This is a genomic window from Polycladidibacter hongkongensis, assembly GCF_001561995.1.
In the GTDB taxonomy this organism is placed as follows: Bacteria; Pseudomonadota; Alphaproteobacteria; order Rhizobiales; family Stappiaceae; genus Pseudovibrio; species Pseudovibrio hongkongensis.
The window spans coordinates 84,331-100,465 of the sequence record NZ_LLWC01000026.1; the positions used below are offsets into that span (position 1 = coordinate 84,331).

Annotated in this window: 18 protein-coding genes and 1 pseudogene; all 19 read right to left on the bottom strand. The window is 52.0% G+C overall.

Annotated features, from left to right (window positions below):
• Window positions 1-176: 176 nt before the first annotated feature.
• Window positions 177-1,040: a hypothetical protein gene (locus AYK82_RS13295; RefSeq protein WP_156453368.1), complete on the bottom strand. Its 864-nt coding sequence runs from the start codon at window positions 1,038-1,040 to the stop codon at window positions 177-179.
• A gap of 196 nt (window positions 1,041-1,236) precedes the next feature.
• Complete coding sequence (locus AYK82_RS18505; protein WP_068316736.1) at window positions 1,237-2,427, bottom strand: flagellin N-terminal helical domain-containing protein; 1,191 nt, start codon at window positions 2,425-2,427, stop codon at window positions 1,237-1,239.
• A 211-nt stretch (window positions 2,428-2,638) separates the two neighbouring features.
• Window positions 2,639-3,775, bottom strand: a complete 1,137-nt coding sequence (locus AYK82_RS13305) for a flagellin N-terminal helical domain-containing protein (protein ID WP_068316741.1) — start codon at window positions 3,773-3,775, stop codon at window positions 2,639-2,641.
• A gap of 223 nt (window positions 3,776-3,998) precedes the next feature.
• Window positions 3,999-5,021: pseudogene (locus AYK82_RS18675) on the bottom strand (flagellin N-terminal helical domain-containing protein).
• 217 nt (window positions 5,022-5,238) lie between these two features.
• Entirely contained in the window at window positions 5,239-6,276 is a 1,038-nt protein-coding gene (locus AYK82_RS13320; RefSeq protein ID WP_068316758.1) for a flagellin N-terminal helical domain-containing protein, read from the bottom strand.
• Between the two features lie 360 nt (window positions 6,277-6,636).
• Window positions 6,637-7,383 carry a flagellar type III secretion system pore protein FliP gene (fliP, locus tag AYK82_RS13325; RefSeq protein ID WP_068316761.1) on the bottom strand — a complete coding sequence of 249 codons (747 nt, stop codon included), beginning with the start codon at window positions 7,381-7,383 and terminating at the stop codon, window positions 6,637-6,639.
• Window positions 7,383-7,868, bottom strand: a complete 486-nt coding sequence (locus AYK82_RS13330; protein ID WP_068316764.1) for a flagellar basal body-associated FliL family protein — start codon at window positions 7,866-7,868, stop codon at window positions 7,383-7,385. Before AYK82_RS13330 ends, fliP begins: the two co-directional genes overlap by 1 nt.
• Before the next feature lie 9 nt (window positions 7,869-7,877).
• Window positions 7,878-8,588: a flagellar basal body L-ring protein FlgH gene (gene flgH / locus AYK82_RS13335; RefSeq protein WP_156453369.1), complete on the bottom strand. Its 711-nt coding sequence runs from the start codon at window positions 8,586-8,588 to the stop codon at window positions 7,878-7,880.
• Window positions 8,585-9,136, bottom strand: coding sequence for a MotE family protein (locus AYK82_RS13340; RefSeq protein WP_068316767.1), 552 nt, complete (start codon window positions 9,134-9,136; stop codon window positions 8,585-8,587). Before AYK82_RS13340 ends, flgH begins: the two co-directional genes overlap by 4 nt.
• A gap of 92 nt (window positions 9,137-9,228) precedes the next feature.
• Window positions 9,229-10,368 carry a flagellar basal body P-ring protein FlgI gene (locus AYK82_RS13345; RefSeq protein ID WP_068316775.1) on the bottom strand — a complete coding sequence of 380 codons (1,140 nt, stop codon included), beginning with the start codon at window positions 10,366-10,368 and terminating at the stop codon, window positions 9,229-9,231.
• A gap of 3 nt (window positions 10,369-10,371) precedes the next feature.
• The gene (gene flgA, locus AYK82_RS13350) at window positions 10,372-10,848 is read right to left on the bottom strand and encodes a flagellar basal body P-ring formation chaperone FlgA (RefSeq protein WP_068316785.1); all 477 of its coding nucleotides are present in this window, start codon (window positions 10,846-10,848) and stop codon (window positions 10,372-10,374) included.
• Between the two features lie 23 nt (window positions 10,849-10,871).
• Window positions 10,872-11,660 carry a flagellar basal-body rod protein FlgG gene (flgG, locus tag AYK82_RS13355; RefSeq protein WP_068316788.1) on the bottom strand — a complete coding sequence of 263 codons (789 nt, stop codon included), beginning with the start codon at window positions 11,658-11,660 and terminating at the stop codon, window positions 10,872-10,874.
• 13 nt (window positions 11,661-11,673) lie between these two features.
• Complete coding sequence (gene fliE / locus AYK82_RS13360; protein WP_082733931.1) at window positions 11,674-12,015, bottom strand: flagellar hook-basal body complex protein FliE; 342 nt, start codon at window positions 12,013-12,015, stop codon at window positions 11,674-11,676.
• A complete protein-coding gene (flgC, locus tag AYK82_RS13365) occupies window positions 12,015-12,434 on the bottom strand; it encodes a flagellar basal body rod protein FlgC (protein WP_068316790.1) in 420 nt (139 codons plus the stop codon). Before flgC ends, fliE begins: the two co-directional genes overlap by 1 nt.
• A 61-nt stretch (window positions 12,435-12,495) precedes the next feature.
• Entirely contained in the window at window positions 12,496-12,879 is a 384-nt protein-coding gene (flgB, locus tag AYK82_RS13370) for a flagellar basal body rod protein FlgB (protein ID WP_156453370.1), read from the bottom strand.
• 121 nt (window positions 12,880-13,000) lie between these two features.
• Complete coding sequence (locus AYK82_RS13375) at window positions 13,001-13,435, bottom strand: hypothetical protein (RefSeq protein ID WP_068316798.1); 435 nt, start codon at window positions 13,433-13,435, stop codon at window positions 13,001-13,003.
• 27 nt (window positions 13,436-13,462) lie between these two features.
• The gene (gene flhB / locus AYK82_RS13380) at window positions 13,463-14,527 is read right to left on the bottom strand and encodes a flagellar biosynthesis protein FlhB (protein WP_068316801.1); all 1,065 of its coding nucleotides are present in this window, start codon (window positions 14,525-14,527) and stop codon (window positions 13,463-13,465) included.
• A gap of 94 nt (window positions 14,528-14,621) precedes the next feature.
• Window positions 14,622-15,653, bottom strand: a complete 1,032-nt coding sequence (locus AYK82_RS13385) for a flagellar motor switch protein FliG (protein WP_068316803.1) — start codon at window positions 15,651-15,653, stop codon at window positions 14,622-14,624.
• 22 nt (window positions 15,654-15,675) lie between these two features.
• Window positions 15,676-16,101 carry a flagellar motor switch protein FliN gene (fliN, locus tag AYK82_RS13390; protein ID WP_068316806.1) on the bottom strand — a complete coding sequence of 142 codons (426 nt, stop codon included), beginning with the start codon at window positions 16,099-16,101 and terminating at the stop codon, window positions 15,676-15,678.
• Window positions 16,102-16,135: the final 34 nt, after the last annotated feature.

Here is a 16,135-nt window from a genome sequence, read left to right on the forward strand (position 1 = left end):
TAAGGTATCTCAGTTGGCCCCACCCTCTCTCAACAACCTTGTGCGAACTTGAAGCAGAGTGTTTTACACACCAGCCACAAAGCGTCCCTATTACTATTGAGGCGCGACGATAATAGCACAAAGGGCCAGCCTCCTTCAGAAGCCAGCCCTCGCAACGCATTCATGTTGGAACTACTTTATACCGTCAGCTGCTGGATAGAAAACAATCCCTTTTCACAGATCGGGGAGCGCATGGGGCGCAAGGCAGCCACTGCACGTGAGCAAATCGCTCGTGCCTCGTGATAACTCTCGGGCTGATAGACTGCCTGCGCCAAAGCACTTTTGCTGTAAATTGCCTGATCATACAGACGCATTTGCGCGCGGGAGATACACTCTTTGATTTCACCCAGATGCTCGCGCCGGTTGCCGAGCAGGTCCCCTAGTGACGCGACCGCCGAGCTCAAGCTTTCAAGCTGAAGCGCACTGGCTTTTCCAGCGACGTCTGCAAGCTCTGCTGATAAGACGCTCAGCTCCTTGCCCGTACGCCTGCTGCGCACCAACGCCTTATTGAGCGCGGAGTGGTCACTCTCAAGGTTGAAATGCCGTTCATCTATCGCAACCCAACCTAGCGCAAGCAGCTCCGAGTTCTGGCGCTCAAAATCCGCCAGAATCAAATGCACCCGTTTCAAGGTAACCGCGGTTTCCCTGCCATCGGGAATACGCGCAAGCACTGGTTGAATGCGCTGCTGAAGCTGGCTAATCTTGCGTTGAATCGCGGGGCGGTCCGCCCCCTTAGCACTTGCTGCAAGCAAGCATTCACGCAACCGCAACAGAAACAACATCACCTTGTCGTACTCTGTCGTCGGCACATTAGGGACAGCCTCGCGCCTCGCGACACTGCTAACCTTAGGACGACGTCTTGGCACAGCGGCAACTTGCTTGTGCCAGTGATCCTCATGGGTGAACTCTTCCAGTACAGCACTAGTCGAGCCGACCGGCAAGACTTGACTCTGAGAGGGGGATCTGGATTGAACTTGTTTAACTTGACGATTACTTGGCATATTGACCACCAGTCATTCAGTCCCGTTTAACGGGAGGTTTAGCCACATAATAAAAATGGCTGGCTTGCGCCTGTCTGACTTTGCCGTAATTTTAGCGGATTTTTATCTATATTTTTTTATTAAAACAGGCTTGTATGAAACGCGAAAGAAGGGACTAGCGCCCCTTCCCTCATTTTTAAGCTACTAAACCAGTCGCTTAGCGGAAGAGGCTCAGAATGTTCTGTGCACCGGCGTTAGCGATGGACAGAGCCTGAATACCGAGCTGCTGCTGGGTTTGCAGAGCTTTAAGGCGGGTGGATTCTGCGTTCATGTCCGCATCAACCAGCTGACCAACACCACGGGTGATGGAGTCGGACAGGTTGGTCACGAACTCTTTCTGCATGGTGATACGCTTTTTAGCGGAACCGAGGTTGGTTGCAGCGGTGGTCATTTCCGACAGCTGCTCGTCAACTGCATTGATAGCAACACGCAAAACGGCTTGATCAGAAGCGGTTTTTCCAAGTGTGGAAATATCCATATCCAAGACAGAAAACTTACCGAGCTTATCGACAGATTTCTTTACGTCCACCAAGTACGCTTTTGCTTTTGCCTCATCAAAATCCGCATACTCGCTATCGCTAAGACCATCGATCTTGTCTTGCAGCGCTAGGCGGTAAGCTTTTACTTCAATTCCTTCAGCTTTATCTGCTGGCACGGCAATATCAAAGCTTGGAGCCACACCTGGCACAGCAGCCACAGAAGGAGGCCCGGCAGAAGCAGCAACAGCATTTGTACCAGCAGTATAGGTTAACCAACCAGCATCCCAGTCACCCTTCAGGCTCTTGGAAAGGATACCGGAATCGCTAGCATCGGTTGCTTGGGTATCGACAAGAACGACAGTTGAGGTATCAACGTCGATATTCTTGATTTCTGTCGCACCGGACGCATCACGGGTGAAAGAACCAGTGATTTTCTTGGCAAGGTTGTCTTTTTCCATGTCCTGCTGCAGCCAGTTCTCACCAGAGAAGTTAGCAGAAGCAGCAATGGTTCTCAGCTGACCTTGAAGTTCTTTGATGTCCGACTGGATCTTGTTCTTGTCAACAGTACCATCGGTTGCAGCGGTCAGCTTGGCTTTGATGTCGTCAACAACCTTAACCGCTTTATCCATAGCGGTGAAAGCAACGTCAACAGTCGCAGCACCCAGACCCAGAGCATCCTGCACAGCAGAAAGCGCTTTATTGTCGGATTTCATGGTGGTCGCGATGGACCAGTAAGCCGCGTTGTCAGAAGCATCAGCAACACGCAGACCGGTAGAAATACGGTTCTGGGTGGTGCCCATGCTTTCGTTAATACCACGCAGGGTATTAAGAGCAACCATTGCGGCGGAGTTAGTCAAAAGACTAGACATAGTAATCGTCCCTTAAAAAAAGAGTGGGACATTCCGGCGCTAAACACCGGTGGCAGCGCTATTTTGCATCATGCAACCTAAAATAAAGGTGCGCTACTAAATATAACCTTAGATTGATTTTACTTGCGCGAAGCTGAAGGCGCTTTCAACCTAAAGCACTTGCCGGTGAAACACCGGCAAGTTTTTTTTTAAAAAACCAAACTCAACCGGATTAACGGAAGAGGCTCAGAATGTTCTGTGCACCGGCGTTAGCGATGGACAGAGCCTGAATACCGAGCTGCTGCTGGGTTTGCAGAGCTTTAAGGCGGGTGGATTCTGCGTTCATGTCCGCATCAACCAGCTGACCAACACCACGGGTGATGGAGTCGGACAGGTTGGTCACGAACTCTTTCTGCATGGTGATACGCTTTTTAGCGGAACCAAGGTTGGTTGCAGCGGTGGTCATTTCCGACAGCTGCTTGTCAACAACGTTGATTACAGCTTTCAAAAGCGCCTGATCTCCTACAGTTTTACCCAAGCCGGAGATATCGATATCAAGTACAGAATTCCCTAGCTTTGCAAATGATTTATCAACTTCGTCTGTGATCGCTTTTGCTTCTGCTGTGTCAAAAGCCTCTTTGTCGGCTGTTTCTAATGCTGAGAACGCTGAATCGATGGCGCTCTTATAAGCGGCTCTTTTCAAGCCATCAACATCACCTGCCGCATTCACTTCCACAACATAAGTGGACTCGGTACCAACGGACCCTTTAGTAACAGTGACTTTAGCTGTTCCGACGAGGTCTTTGGACAGGATACCAGCGTTGTTGGTGTCATCCGCCTGTGTATCAACAAGAACGACGGTCGAGGTATCAACGTCGATATTCTTGATTTCAGTCGCACCGGACGCATCACGGGTGAAAGAACCAGTGATTTTCTTGGCAAGGTTGTCTGTAGACATATCCTGCTGCAGCCAGTTCTCGCCAGAGAAGTTAGCAGAAGCGGCAATGGTTTGCAGCTGACCTTGAAGTTCTTTGATGTCCGACTGGATCTTGTTCTTGTCAACAGTACCATCGGTTGCAGCGGTCAACTTCGCTTTGATGTCGTCAACAACCTTAACCGCTTTATCCATAGCGGTGAAAGCAACGTCAACAGTCGCAGCACCCAGACCCAGAGCATCCTGCACAGCAGAAAGCGCTTTATTGTCGGATTTCATGGTGGTCGCGATGGACCAGTAAGCCGCGTTGTCGGAAGCATCAGCAACACGCAGACCGGTAGAAATACGGTTCTGGGTGGTGCCCATGCTTTCGTTAATACCACGCAGGGTATTAAGAGCAACCATTGCGGCGGAATTCGTCAAAAGGCTAGACATAATAATCGTCCCTTAAAAAAGAATGGGACATTCCGGCGCCAAACACCGGTGGCAGCGCTGTTTCGCTTCATGCAACTACCGGTCGGTAGTGCGCTGCTAAATCTAGTTATGATTGTATTTTCTTGTGCGAAGCTTGCGAAGTGCGAACAGTTTTATTTGAATTGACGCGCAAATCTCACAAACCTACACAGAAATAGAACCCGCAACAAATGTGCAGGTGTATCTACCTAAATAGACTGAGGATACTTTGGGCCCCAGCATTGGCGATGGACAGAGCCTGAATGCCGAGTTGTTGGGTTTGCAGAGCTTTAAGGCGCGTCGATTCAGCATTCATGTCCGCATCAACGAGCTGCCCAACGCCGCGGATAATTGCGTCTGAGAGATCTTTGACAAATTCTGTTTGCAGGGTAATACGCTTTTTTACAGAGCCGAGCTGAGTGGCAGCATCCGCCATGCGAGATAAAGTAAAATCAATTTCTCCAATGGTCTTTTCGAGAACCCGCTTATCATTTCCCGAAGTCGTCAAACTTGAAACATCTAAAGTCAATGTCGAAAAGGAGTCAAAATCAACACCCGTATCACTGGCCCCAACCCATCGAAACCGATCGTTTAAAATTGCCGATCGGACAGGTAACATTATAGGTATTCCGTGTCCTGATCCAACACCGAAGCCCCCGCCCCATTCCCATATGGACCAACTCCATTGCAAGCGGGTTTGTCGAGCTATTGATTAAAACAACACTCTTGGTATCGACCTCCAGCTGCTAAAGGTCAAAGTTCGGGCCATCCCTTCGCACTGCACCAACGATTTTCTTGCTGAGGCTTGCGGTGTCAACATTTTGTTGCAAGCAGTTTTCACCTGACAAGTTGGCCGTGGCAGCAATCGTTTTAAGCTGCCCCTGCAATCTGTAATATCAGATTGGATCTTACGTTTATCGACAGTATCATCTGTTGCGGCCGCCAGCTTGGCCTTGATCTGGTTAACGATCTTGATTGATTTGTCCATCGCGGTGAGTGCCACATCAATTGTCGCCGCCCCCAAGCCCCAAGCATCCTGCACAGCGGACAGCGCTTTATTGTCGGATTTCATAGTGGTCGCGATGGACCAGTAAGCCGCGTTGTCGGACGCATCAGCAACACGCAGGCTCGTAGAAATACGGTTCTGGATGGTGCCCATGGACTTATTTATAGCGCGCAACGTATTCAGCGCCACCATCGCGGTGGAGTTGGTTCGTAAACTAGACATGCAGCACCGTAATGTTTCAGAAGGACATGCTGGAAACCCAATTCCAGCGTGGCTGCAATAGTGCATCATGCCAACATTAACGCGCTGCAGCACAAGCTAAAGTTGCACTTAGAGCCTTTAACCAAACTAACCAGTTCATTCGATATGCATAATAATAAAAAGGCCGCTCTGAATATTCAGAGCGACCCATTATCTTCAAAAAGGCTTTGCTAGATGCTTAGCGGAACAGGCTCAGAATGTTCTGTGCACCGGCGTTTGCGATGGACAGAGCCTGAATGCCGAGCTGCTGCTGGGTTTGCAGAGCTTTAAGGCGTGTGGATTCTGAGTTCATGTCCGCATCAACCAGCTGACCAACACCACGGGTGATGGAGTCGGACAGGTTGGTCACGAACTCTTTCTGCATGGTGATACGCTTTTTAGCGGAACCGAGGTTGGTTGCAGCGGTGGTCATTGCAGACAGCTGCTCATCAACGACACTGATCAAACCCTTAAGAGCATACTGCTCCTCTACAGTCTTACCAAGAGTTGAGATATCAAGATTCAGAATGCTAATGTGATCAGCAGTACCCGTTTTCTTAATAGCGGCATCAAGTAGAGTAGGATCAATTGTGGCACCATCAGCTGCAACTGCACCTTCTGCAAAACCAAACACGGTCTTAGCGCCATCGCCAGTTACACCAATCAGGTTCTTGTTCAAGATACCTGTAGCTGCAGTTGCATCAGCGCGTGTATCAACCAGAACAACAGTGTTCGTGTCCACATCAATGTTTTTGATGGAAGTCGCGCCAGAAGCATCACGGGTGAAAGAACCGGTGATCTTTTTGGCAAGGTTGTCGTTTTCTGTGTCCTGCTGCAGCCAGTTCTCACCAGAGAAGTTGGCAGAAGCAGCAATGGTTCTCAGCTGACCTTGAAGTTCTTTGATGTCCGACTGGATCTTGTTCTTGTCAACAGTACCATCGGTTGCAGCGGTCAGCTTCGCTTTGATGTCATCAACAACCTTAACCGCTTTATCCATAGCGGTGAAAGCAACGTCAACAGTCGCAGCACCCAGACCCAGAGCATCCTGTACAGCAGAAAGCGCTTTATTGTCGGATTTCATGGTGGTCGCGATGGACCAGTAAGCCGCGTTGTCGGAAGCATCAGCAACACGCAGACCGGTAGAAATACGGTTCTGGGTGGTGCCCATGCTTTCGTTAATACCACGCAGGGTATTAAGAGCAACCATTGCGGCGGAGTTAGTCAAAAGGCTAGACATAGTTTTGTCCCTATCAAAATACACTGGGACATATCGGATTGTATTACCGATGAAACGAGAATGGCTTGATACCAACGCTTGTCGTTTTATTGTTAGCGCCTCGTTACAGATCGATATTTTTCTGAGTCCACTTGCGCAAGGCTGACCATTTTTACTTACTTTTAGTTGTATTGTCCTAATAATTTTTTATAGGTTGTATTTTACAACTTATACTTACTTCTGCAGCAACATAATCAATTTAAAGTTGTATTGCATTGTCTCATTTGGCAAACAATCCACATGTCTCTCATGTAGATAAAAAAAATGGGGAGCCGAGGCTCCCCATTTCAAAATCCTAGATTTTAGTAATTGAGCTTTGCGCTAGACAAAGGATCGGATTAGCCCCGCTGTTAGCAAATGCCAACCATCGACCAAAACAAAAAACAATACCTTGAAGGGTAGCGAGATCACAGTAGGTGGCAACATCATCATGCCCATAGACATGGTAAGGGTGGCCACGATCATATCGATCACCACAAATGGCAGAGCGATCAGAAAACCAATTTCAAAGCCGCGACGAAGTTCAGACACCATAAAGGCGGGAATGAGAACGCGCAGATCGATTTCTTCTACAGGGGCTTCCCTGTCGTAGCCAAAGCTGTCAATTGCCAAATCATCAAACAGTGCCAAATCTTTTTCGCGCACATTGTCGAGCATAAAACTGCGGAATGGGGCAGTCATTGCCTTATACGCTTCTGGCTCGCTGATTTCATTATTGATCAAGGGTTGCAAACCATCACGCCAAGCGCGATCAAAAGTCGGCGCCATAACATAAAAGGTCATGAACAATGCCAGCGACACCAGAATGATATTTGCAGGTGTTGTTTGCAAACCCATACCGGAGCGGAGAAACGACAAGGCAACAGCAAATCGTGTGAAGCTGGTGACCATGATCAGAATGCCCGGCGCCAATGACAAGACTGTCAGGATCAGCGCATACTGAATGATACGGCCAGACGCCCCCGCCTCCCCTGCTGGTAACACCGAAGACAAGTCAAATGACTGCGCCGCTGCGGCACCGCTCATGGAGAGCAACAGGAGCAAAAACAGGGAAATGCGACGTAGCATTACTGGATCACCACTGATTCTAGTACGAGTTCGCGCACGACACGACCGCCACGCATTTTGGCGCGTTCGTTAAGATCATCGCGCAGACGCAGCAATCCGCGCGTGCCCTGCAACTGGCGCGGTCCTAGCGTCCGAGCATAGAGAAGGAAGTCCTGTTCGATTTCCTTGGCGAGCACCGCGTGATCTTCTTCACTCATATCTGTCTTTTTCAGAACAACCGAGCTTTCGATACGGATCCAGTTCTCCGAGGACGACAACAGGTTGGTCACAATCGGCTTGAGAGCGACGATTTCGCTGTCCGATGCATAGACCGGATTAATCATACCAGGCGCTTCTGCTTTACGCTCTTCAATCAACTGCGTGTGCACGCGATCGACAAGAGCGGCGCCAAGAAGACCACCGGCAAGGATCGCCAAGGCAGTTACGCCAGCAAATGCCAGTGCACTTGGTGTCTGGGGCATATCGCCCGCTAGTTTTTTTAGCATGGCCGGCTCCTAGAACGGGGTAATCTTGTCCAGCACCTGCTGGCCAAGGCTTGGCTGCTGCAATTCTGTTACCCGGCCACGACCGCCATAGGAGACGCGAGCCTCGGCGATCTTGTCATAGGCAATGGTGTTGCGGCCCGTGATGTCTTGCGGACGTACAATACCGGCAACAGATAGGACGCGAACCTCGTAGTTCACGCGCACCTCTTGCTGACCGGAAATGATCAGGTTACCGTTTGGAAGCACCCTGGTAACAACCGCCGCTATGGAGAGGTTAATCTTCTCGGAGCGATCAATTTTGCCCGTGCCTTTGGAGGTGGAATTCCCTGCCCCATTTAAAGAGGCCTTTGCCTCGCCCGTGGAGCTGGTGCCCCATGAGAAGCTGCCGCCAATGGAGTTGGTGAGCTTGGAATCGCGCGAACGGGTGGATTCATTGTCCAATGTGGCCTTGTCATCGATCGAGATAGCAACGGTCACCACATCTCCAACGCTAGATGCGCGGGAGTCTTTAAAAAACGCCTGATCGCCCTGCGCCCACAATCCATGGAACGAGCGCTTCTTGTGGCTGCCCTGATTGGGCACCGCAATGGTTGAGTTGGCAACTTTCGGGCTCAGACCATGACCAAGCGGCGTGAGGCTTGGCTCCTGACCGATTTCGCGGATCATGCTTGTACAGCTGGCAAGTGAGAGCGCCAGCACTAGCGTGGCAAGTGGTTTCACGAGTTGCCCTCTTTTCTTTTACGTTCGGTGAGAAGCGCCATAGAATCTGTCAGGTACGCGGCGCGGTCCGAGGTCATTTCTGCCAAAATCGCTCCGGCTTGGCGCGGCTTCATCTGTAGCAGGATAGATACCGCTGTCTTATCATCGAGTGTCAACAATTGCTCGGCGGCGGCTTCGGCACGCATGTTGGCATAGATCTGCACCACATGACCTTCCGAGCGCTTCAGGATATCGTCCCGCATTTCGACCCACTTGCGCAGCTCCTCGATTTTTTCATCCAGCTCGACGATCTTTTCCTGCATCCGGGTTTCAACATTGAAAAGCGCGCGCATTTGCCACGCAAGGCGCGCATCGGATGCTTCTGCGGCGGTGTTGCGGCAGTAGCTCTGCGCTGCCGCAATTGCTTCTTTTTGCAGCTCAACGCTCAGCTCGTCCACCGGGCCGTCATCTGGGGCATTGGCAGCCACCGCTGCGCCAGAGGCAAAGCTTGCGGTAAAGAGCATCGCAGCAGCGCTAACGCGCGTAACTAGAGAAAGTGAACTCAACATGGCTCCAACCGAGTTTCAAAAGACGTAATTATTGGGAGAGAGTGTTGCGCAAATAGCTTGCACGGGCCTGATTGGCCCGTGCACAGTCTCTGTTACTTCACAACCAGTGTCGCTTGCAGTGCGCCCGCCTGCTTGATTGATTGCAGGATCGCGATGATACCTGTTGGTTTCAGGCCGATGCGATTGAGGCCACGAACCAGAGTTTGCAAGTCAGTGCCCTCAACAATTTGCAGTTGACCATCATCTTGCTGCACTTCGATTTCGGTGCGCGGGACAACCTTGGTTTCGCCGACCTCGGCAAATGGATTTGGTTGGGACACCTCTGGCTTTTCTGAGACCTTAACCGTCAGGTTGCCGTGGGTAACTGCGACTGTGGTGATACGTACATTATTGCCGATAACGACCGTGCCTGTACGTTCGTCGACCACGACGCGGGCTGGCGAATCCGGTTGCACCAGCAAGCCCTCAATCTGAGAAACAAACCGAACCGCGCTCATGGTTGTCGGACGCATCACTTCAACCGAGCGATAATCCAACTCCCGCGCAACCTTGACACCATAACGGTTCAAGGTGAAGGCATTGATCGCGTCCGCAACACGAACAGACGTTTTAAAATCTGGATTGCGCAGCTCGTAAATCAGAGCAGGCAACTGCTCAAACTGGTCAGGTAGCGTGCGCTCGATCAGTGCACCATTTGGCACGACACCGGCTGTAGGGACACCCTGCGTGATACTCGCAGCATCACCAGATGCGGAAAAACCGGAGACCGACACAGACCCTTGCGCAACTGCGTAGACATTGCCATCCGCGCCCATGAGCGGGGTGACAATCAACGTACCACCCTGCAGGGACTTCGCATCCCCCAAAGAGCCGACATTGACATCAATACGTGAACCGTGACCTGCAAAAGGCGGTAGCTCTGCTGTTACGACCACGGCGGCAACGTTCGCCGAACCCAACGAGGTCTCCCGTACGTTGACCCCGAGGCGCTCCATCATACTTTGCAAAGATTGCTCGGTAAACGGCGCATTTCGCATGGAATCGCCGGTGCCGTTAAGGCCGATCACCAGACCATACCCTACCAGCTGGTTGTCACGCATGCCGCGCAGTTTGGCAATATCCTTGATGCGCACCATGGCCGAGGCAGAAGTGCCCAACACTGCGCCTGTGACCGTCAGGGTAACGAGCGCAGCGGCAACGGCGCGCGCCAATCGTTTAAAGCCCCAATTCATGTGTTAACCTCCCGTTGCGAGGAGCGAGCCATCCGGCTGCACCCGGCCGGTCACGTTCAGACCGGTATCAAGATTTTTTGCTTTAATGACATCACCAACGGAACCAGATTCCAGCGGCTCGACGACGGCGCGGATTTCCAGCCCATCCTCGCGAAAAACGAGAGTGGCAGCTGAGCCACGTTTGATGATGATAGGTTCTCTAATGGCGCTTTTTGGGATTGGTTGCCCCACCAACAAGGTGCGGCGCGCCTCTTTGCCGATCAACTGATCTGGCGAGCGCATCACGGACAAAGCGCCTATGGAGCGGCGCGAGAAGTTTTTCTCCCGCAGCATGCCAATGGTGATCTGGTCACCAGGATAGATAACAACACCTGCCACGGGCAGCGTGACGATTTTGCTGGCGGCGTGCGCGCCGGTTAGCGATGATGCCAACCAGAGCGCTGCCAATGCAGCGCCCAACTTTGTTCTACTCAGCTTCATCTTAACTCACCGGAGCGCTTGGATTAGCGGATGCCTTTGGAGACGGTGCCCGCCATATCATCAGCGGCCTGAATCACCTTGGAATTCATCTCGTAGGCGCGCTGTGCGCTAATGAGCTCGGTGATCTCTTTTACTGGATCCACATTGGCAGATTCCAGATAGCCTTGACGGATGGTGCCATAAGCGCCCTGCCCTGCCACACCTTGAATAGCAACGCCGGAAGCTTCCGTTTCTTGAAACAGATTACCGCCCATGGCGCGCAAACCTGCATCATTGACGAACATGCTCATGGTAAGCTGCCCGATGTTTTGCGGCGCTTGCCCGTCGTTGAAGGTGGCAAAAACCTGACCACTTTCGTTAATGGTAACCTTCGCGGCATCCTCTGGAATGGTAATGTCTGGCTGAACGCGGTAGCCATCGAGGGTTACCAACTGACCGTTGGCGTTTTTATTGAAAGAGCCTGCGCGTGTGTAAAGTGCGACTCCATCAGGACCTTGCACCTGAAACCAGCCCTGCCCGTCAATTGCCACATCAAGCGAATTGGAGGTTTGCATGAGCGGACCTTGATTGTGGACCTTACGCACTGCTGCGGTGCGCACACCCAAGCCCTGCTGAACGCCCTCTGGGATCGCCCCTTCACCGCCCCGATTGGCAACGCCGGCGGCACGGTCCACTTGATAAAGCAGGTCCGTAAACTCAGCACGAGAGCCTTTGTAAGCGGTTGTGTTCATGTTGGCGATGTTGTTGGAGATAACCTCCAGATTGGTCTGCTGGGCAGACATGCCGGTTGCGGCAATCGCTAGAGCTTTCATGGGTTTGTTATCCCTAAATGGTCATCCGAGAGAATTCTTGATAGGCGCTGACGACTTTGTCGCGAATGGCAAGTGCGGTTTTCAGCGACATTTCCGCCTCCATCACTGCCTCTACAACCTGCTGCGCTGAAGCTTCACCGCGCACTGCGGAAATAGATGCCGCTTCCGCGCTTTTCAGATCTGCAGCAGTATCTGTCAAAACATCCGCCATAGTCTGAGCAAAGCTTGTTTCCTCAACGCCACTTGCGGCGTTGGCACCACCAGCGACATGGCGAGTTTCATTGGCGCCGGAGGCAAAAGATGTCGCGGCCGGACCGGTATAAATGGTGCGAACGCTAGAGACGAAACCAACCATTACCGGCTCCTCAGAAGATCGATTGTGCGATTAATCATAGTGCGCGATTGCTTCATCACCTGCAGACCTGCTTCGTAGGAGCGGGAGGTTTCACGCATATCTGCCAGCTCGATAAGCGGGCTTACATTTGGATACTTCACGTTGCCATTTTCATCAGCAGCCGGGTGGGAAGGATCATGCTCGATTCGGAAGTCCGCCTTATCGGTCCCGATTGCTTTCACCTTTACCAGATCGGCACCAAGGGCCCGATCCATTTCGGCAGTAAATGTGATGGTCTTACGTGTAAAGGGTGTGGCGCCGGGTGTATTACCGGTAGAATTGGCGTTTGCCAAGTTTTCCGAGACAACGCGCATCCGCTGGGATTGGGCGTGAAGGCCTGCTCCAGTGATGCGTAGGGACGCTGAAAGGGGATCGATCATTGAACTTTCCTAGTGGCTGTCATGTCGAGTCGCAAAGACGTGTCGGGCTTAGAATTACCGCCTAGCCTTTTCCGAGGCTGGTCAACATGAAGCCATGAAACTTGCTTGTTATTGAGGTGTTGAGATTGTGGGCCCGATTAATCTGGCCAGCCTTAATCATTTCCTGCTCAAGGGAGACAGAGTTTTTTGAGACCGACACCTGCCAGCTCTCGCCCTTATCCACCTCGGCTTTGCCATTACCCACGCCTGCCGGCATCATATGCCCAGACGAAGTTGCCGCCATTGTAAGTTGTGTTTTATCAAAGACATCACGAAACGGCTCGACATCCTTGGCGGCAAAACCCGGCGTGTCAGCATTTGCAACGTTTTCTGCAACGGTCGCCTGACGAACGGACAACCATGAGGCTTGCCGTGATGTGAGGGTAAACAAATAAACAGGATCCAAGGGACTTACTCCACCCATTCGAAACTAATGGCAGAAGTAACAAGAGAATCTTGCGCCTAGCTGGCGGAGGGTAAACTAATAGGGAAATGCCGGTTAGTGCTTGTGCAACACCTTGGTGACGCTACAGCTTAAGCTGCGCATCCGTGAGTGCCTGTTGCAAAACTACCGTGTTTTCCTCTGCATCATCAGAGGGTGTATCAAACGCGATGTACTTCACCTCGACGGCGGAGTTGAGCGGCAGCAGAATGAGTTGAAACAGGATAATCACACCATTATGGGCGAAGCGTAAATGCAGATTGACGCTGGTTTCGCCTGACCAATTGAGCTCGATGGTCGATGTGCTGGCGTATGTCAGCGTGTCCGGCTTGAAAAACAGCTCCACCGAGGAGGCGATCAGGTCGTCCATATTTGCCGTTTCATTGGCAAGTATGTGACGGGCAAGTGATGTCAGGTCAACCATGCGCAACTCTGCAGCAACAGGGCGAATGGCCTCGGCAATGATCGCCTCGCGGCGCATTTGCTGGGTGCTGGCCGAGACATACTTGTTTTTTTGCATGGAGTTATCCCATTACTCGCTAAAATGTCAGCGTTTCTTCGTATACACGTAGGAGATGATTTCCGCAACGGCGCGGTAGTATTGCGGTGGGATAAATTGGTCAACCTCTACGGCGGCATAGAGACCGCGGGCGAGCGGCTTGTCTTCGATCACCGTCACATCATGCAGGTAGGCCAGCTCCTTGATACGCAGGGCGATAAGGTCCTGGCCTTTCGCCACGACTTTTGGCGCACTTTCGGCGGTGCGGTCATACTGCAATGCAACAGCAAAGTGCGTAGGGTTGGCGATGACAACCGTAGCGTCTTGGACGTTGCCCAACATACTGCGGCGGGCACGATCTCGGGCGATCGAACGCTGACGCGCTTTGACCATCGGATCGCCTTCGGACTGCTTGAATTCGTCCTTGATATCCTGCTTGGTCATACGCAGTTTTTTACGCCACTGGAAGCGGGCAAGCACAAGATCGAACCCAACAAGCGCAATTGTTGCAACGCAAATGCCGGAGAGCAGTTTCATTGATATGGCCACGATGGTGGCAGGCAGGAGGGCAGGATCAGTGTACATAGTTGTCAACGCTGCCGCTTGTTGAGAGCGGATAATCAATAGAGCAACCACAGTAACTGTGGTCAACTTGAAAAGAGATTTGATGAATTCCATAAATGTGTTCATCGAGAACAGGCGCTTCACCCCTTTTTGCAACGAGATCTTTTCCAGCTTCGGTTGAATACGGGTCAGAACCATGCGCGGCGTATTTTGTAAAAATGAAGATGCCAAACCAAACGCAATCAGCAGCCCCACCATGGGAAGAAGAAACTTAGAAAGCTCTAGCCCCACAACGAACATCAACTGCGATAGGTCCGAGGAGGTATTCAAAGAGATTTCGGCAGGATTATCCAGAAACCACGTGAGAAACTGCACGATCGAGCTGGTTCGGCTCATGGACATAAAGCTGAGAATAAGCAGTATGGCGACCAGAGCAGCCAAGACCGACGCCTCTTTCGAGACCGGCACATCCCCTTTTTCGACGGCATCACGGATTTTTTTCTCCGTGGGCTCCTCGGTTTTACTTTCCGGGTCCTGATCTTCAGCCATACGCCCGCTTTATTCCTGTTAGGAAAGTGGGAGGCGTTGCCCCCTCCCCTCGCCTATGGTGAGCACCTGCCGGCTTACGCCGCCCATGTTTTGCTTAGACGAATACTTCGTCCGAGCGGCCGATCTCCAGATCGATCTCGCCACTGTTGGCTTTTTCCAGCGCAAGATCTGTGATCTCGCGACGGGCTTCGAGCACTTCGCGCTGAGCAACAGGTTCGGCTGCCGCCAGATCGTTTTCTACGATACGGCGTGCACGGGAGGACATCGCCTCCAAAATTGCATCCCGGAAACCGGGCTCGGTCCCCTTGAGCGCTGTGGTGATCTGATCGGACGTGACATCGTCGAAGATAGCCATACGTGTACGAATATCCAGATGCTGGATGTCTTCGAAGGTAAACAGCAGGCCTGCGAGCTGTTCTGCAGACTTTGGCAAGACTTCGCGCAGATTGGACAGGGTGTCCTCCAGATCGTCCCGCTCCATTTTGTTGAGGATATCAGCCATGCGCGAGTGGGAATCTGTCCCAACCGTGCGCGCAAAGTTGACCATGAAGTCCTCGTGGAGGGTTTTTTGCACCTCGTCGATCACATCCTCAACAATCGGCTTCAAGGTCAGCATCCGGCGAACGATCTGGTTACGGCGGCGACGCGGGATCTGCGATATCACTTTGGCCGCTGCGTTTGGCGTGATTTTTGACAGGATCACCGCAGCTGTTTGCGGGTGTTCTTTTTGCAGATACGTCGAGAGGACGTGCTCGGAAATCTGGGAAACCTTGTCCCAGATGGAGCGCTTGGAATAGCCCATGACATCGGACATGATGTCGGCAACCTGATCTTCAGGCAACAAGCCACGCAGCAAGTTCTCGGCGCCTTCAGCGGTACCAAACAGGTTTACACCACCAGAGAATTGGCCGATGAACTCTTCGATGAGCTCATCAAGTTCATTGGCAGGCACGGTACCCAGCTCTGAAGCGGCGCGGATGATCATCCGCATTTCGTCATTGTCGAAGTGCTTTAGAACTTTTGTGGCTTTTTCACTGCCCATGGCCAACAGAAGCGCGGCTGCTTTTTGCGTACCAGGCTTGCTAGGCAGCAGCGGGTCTGTGGTCGCCTGAAGCGCGTTTTTCATGTCCGATGTATCCTATCCAGCCTTAAGCGTAGCTGCCTTTGGCACCTACAATTTCAGTGAGGGAAACGCCAAAGCGAGAGTTATCATCCTCTACGACGACGATCTCACCACGGGCGACGGTACGGCCATTGACGACAAGATTCACTGGCTCACCAACGCGGTGATCAAGCGGAATTACCGCGCCGCGACCAAGCTTCAAAAGAGAAGCCACCGGCATTGTTGCAGAGCCTAGCACCACCTGCATGTCAACAGGGATGCCAAGGACGGCGTCCAGATTACGATCGACGTTTTCTTCGCTCACTCCGTCACCGATGGTGCGGTTACTGGCGGTGCTGGCTGGCGAGCTGGCAATTGCCGGCGCTTCGTCCATTTCCATTTCACCTTCAGCAGCTGCGGCTTCCCACTGCAGGGCCAATGCCTCGTCGCTCAGTTCGTTTGGATTGCTCATCTGTGCTGTTCCTTAATTGTAAAACTATTGAACC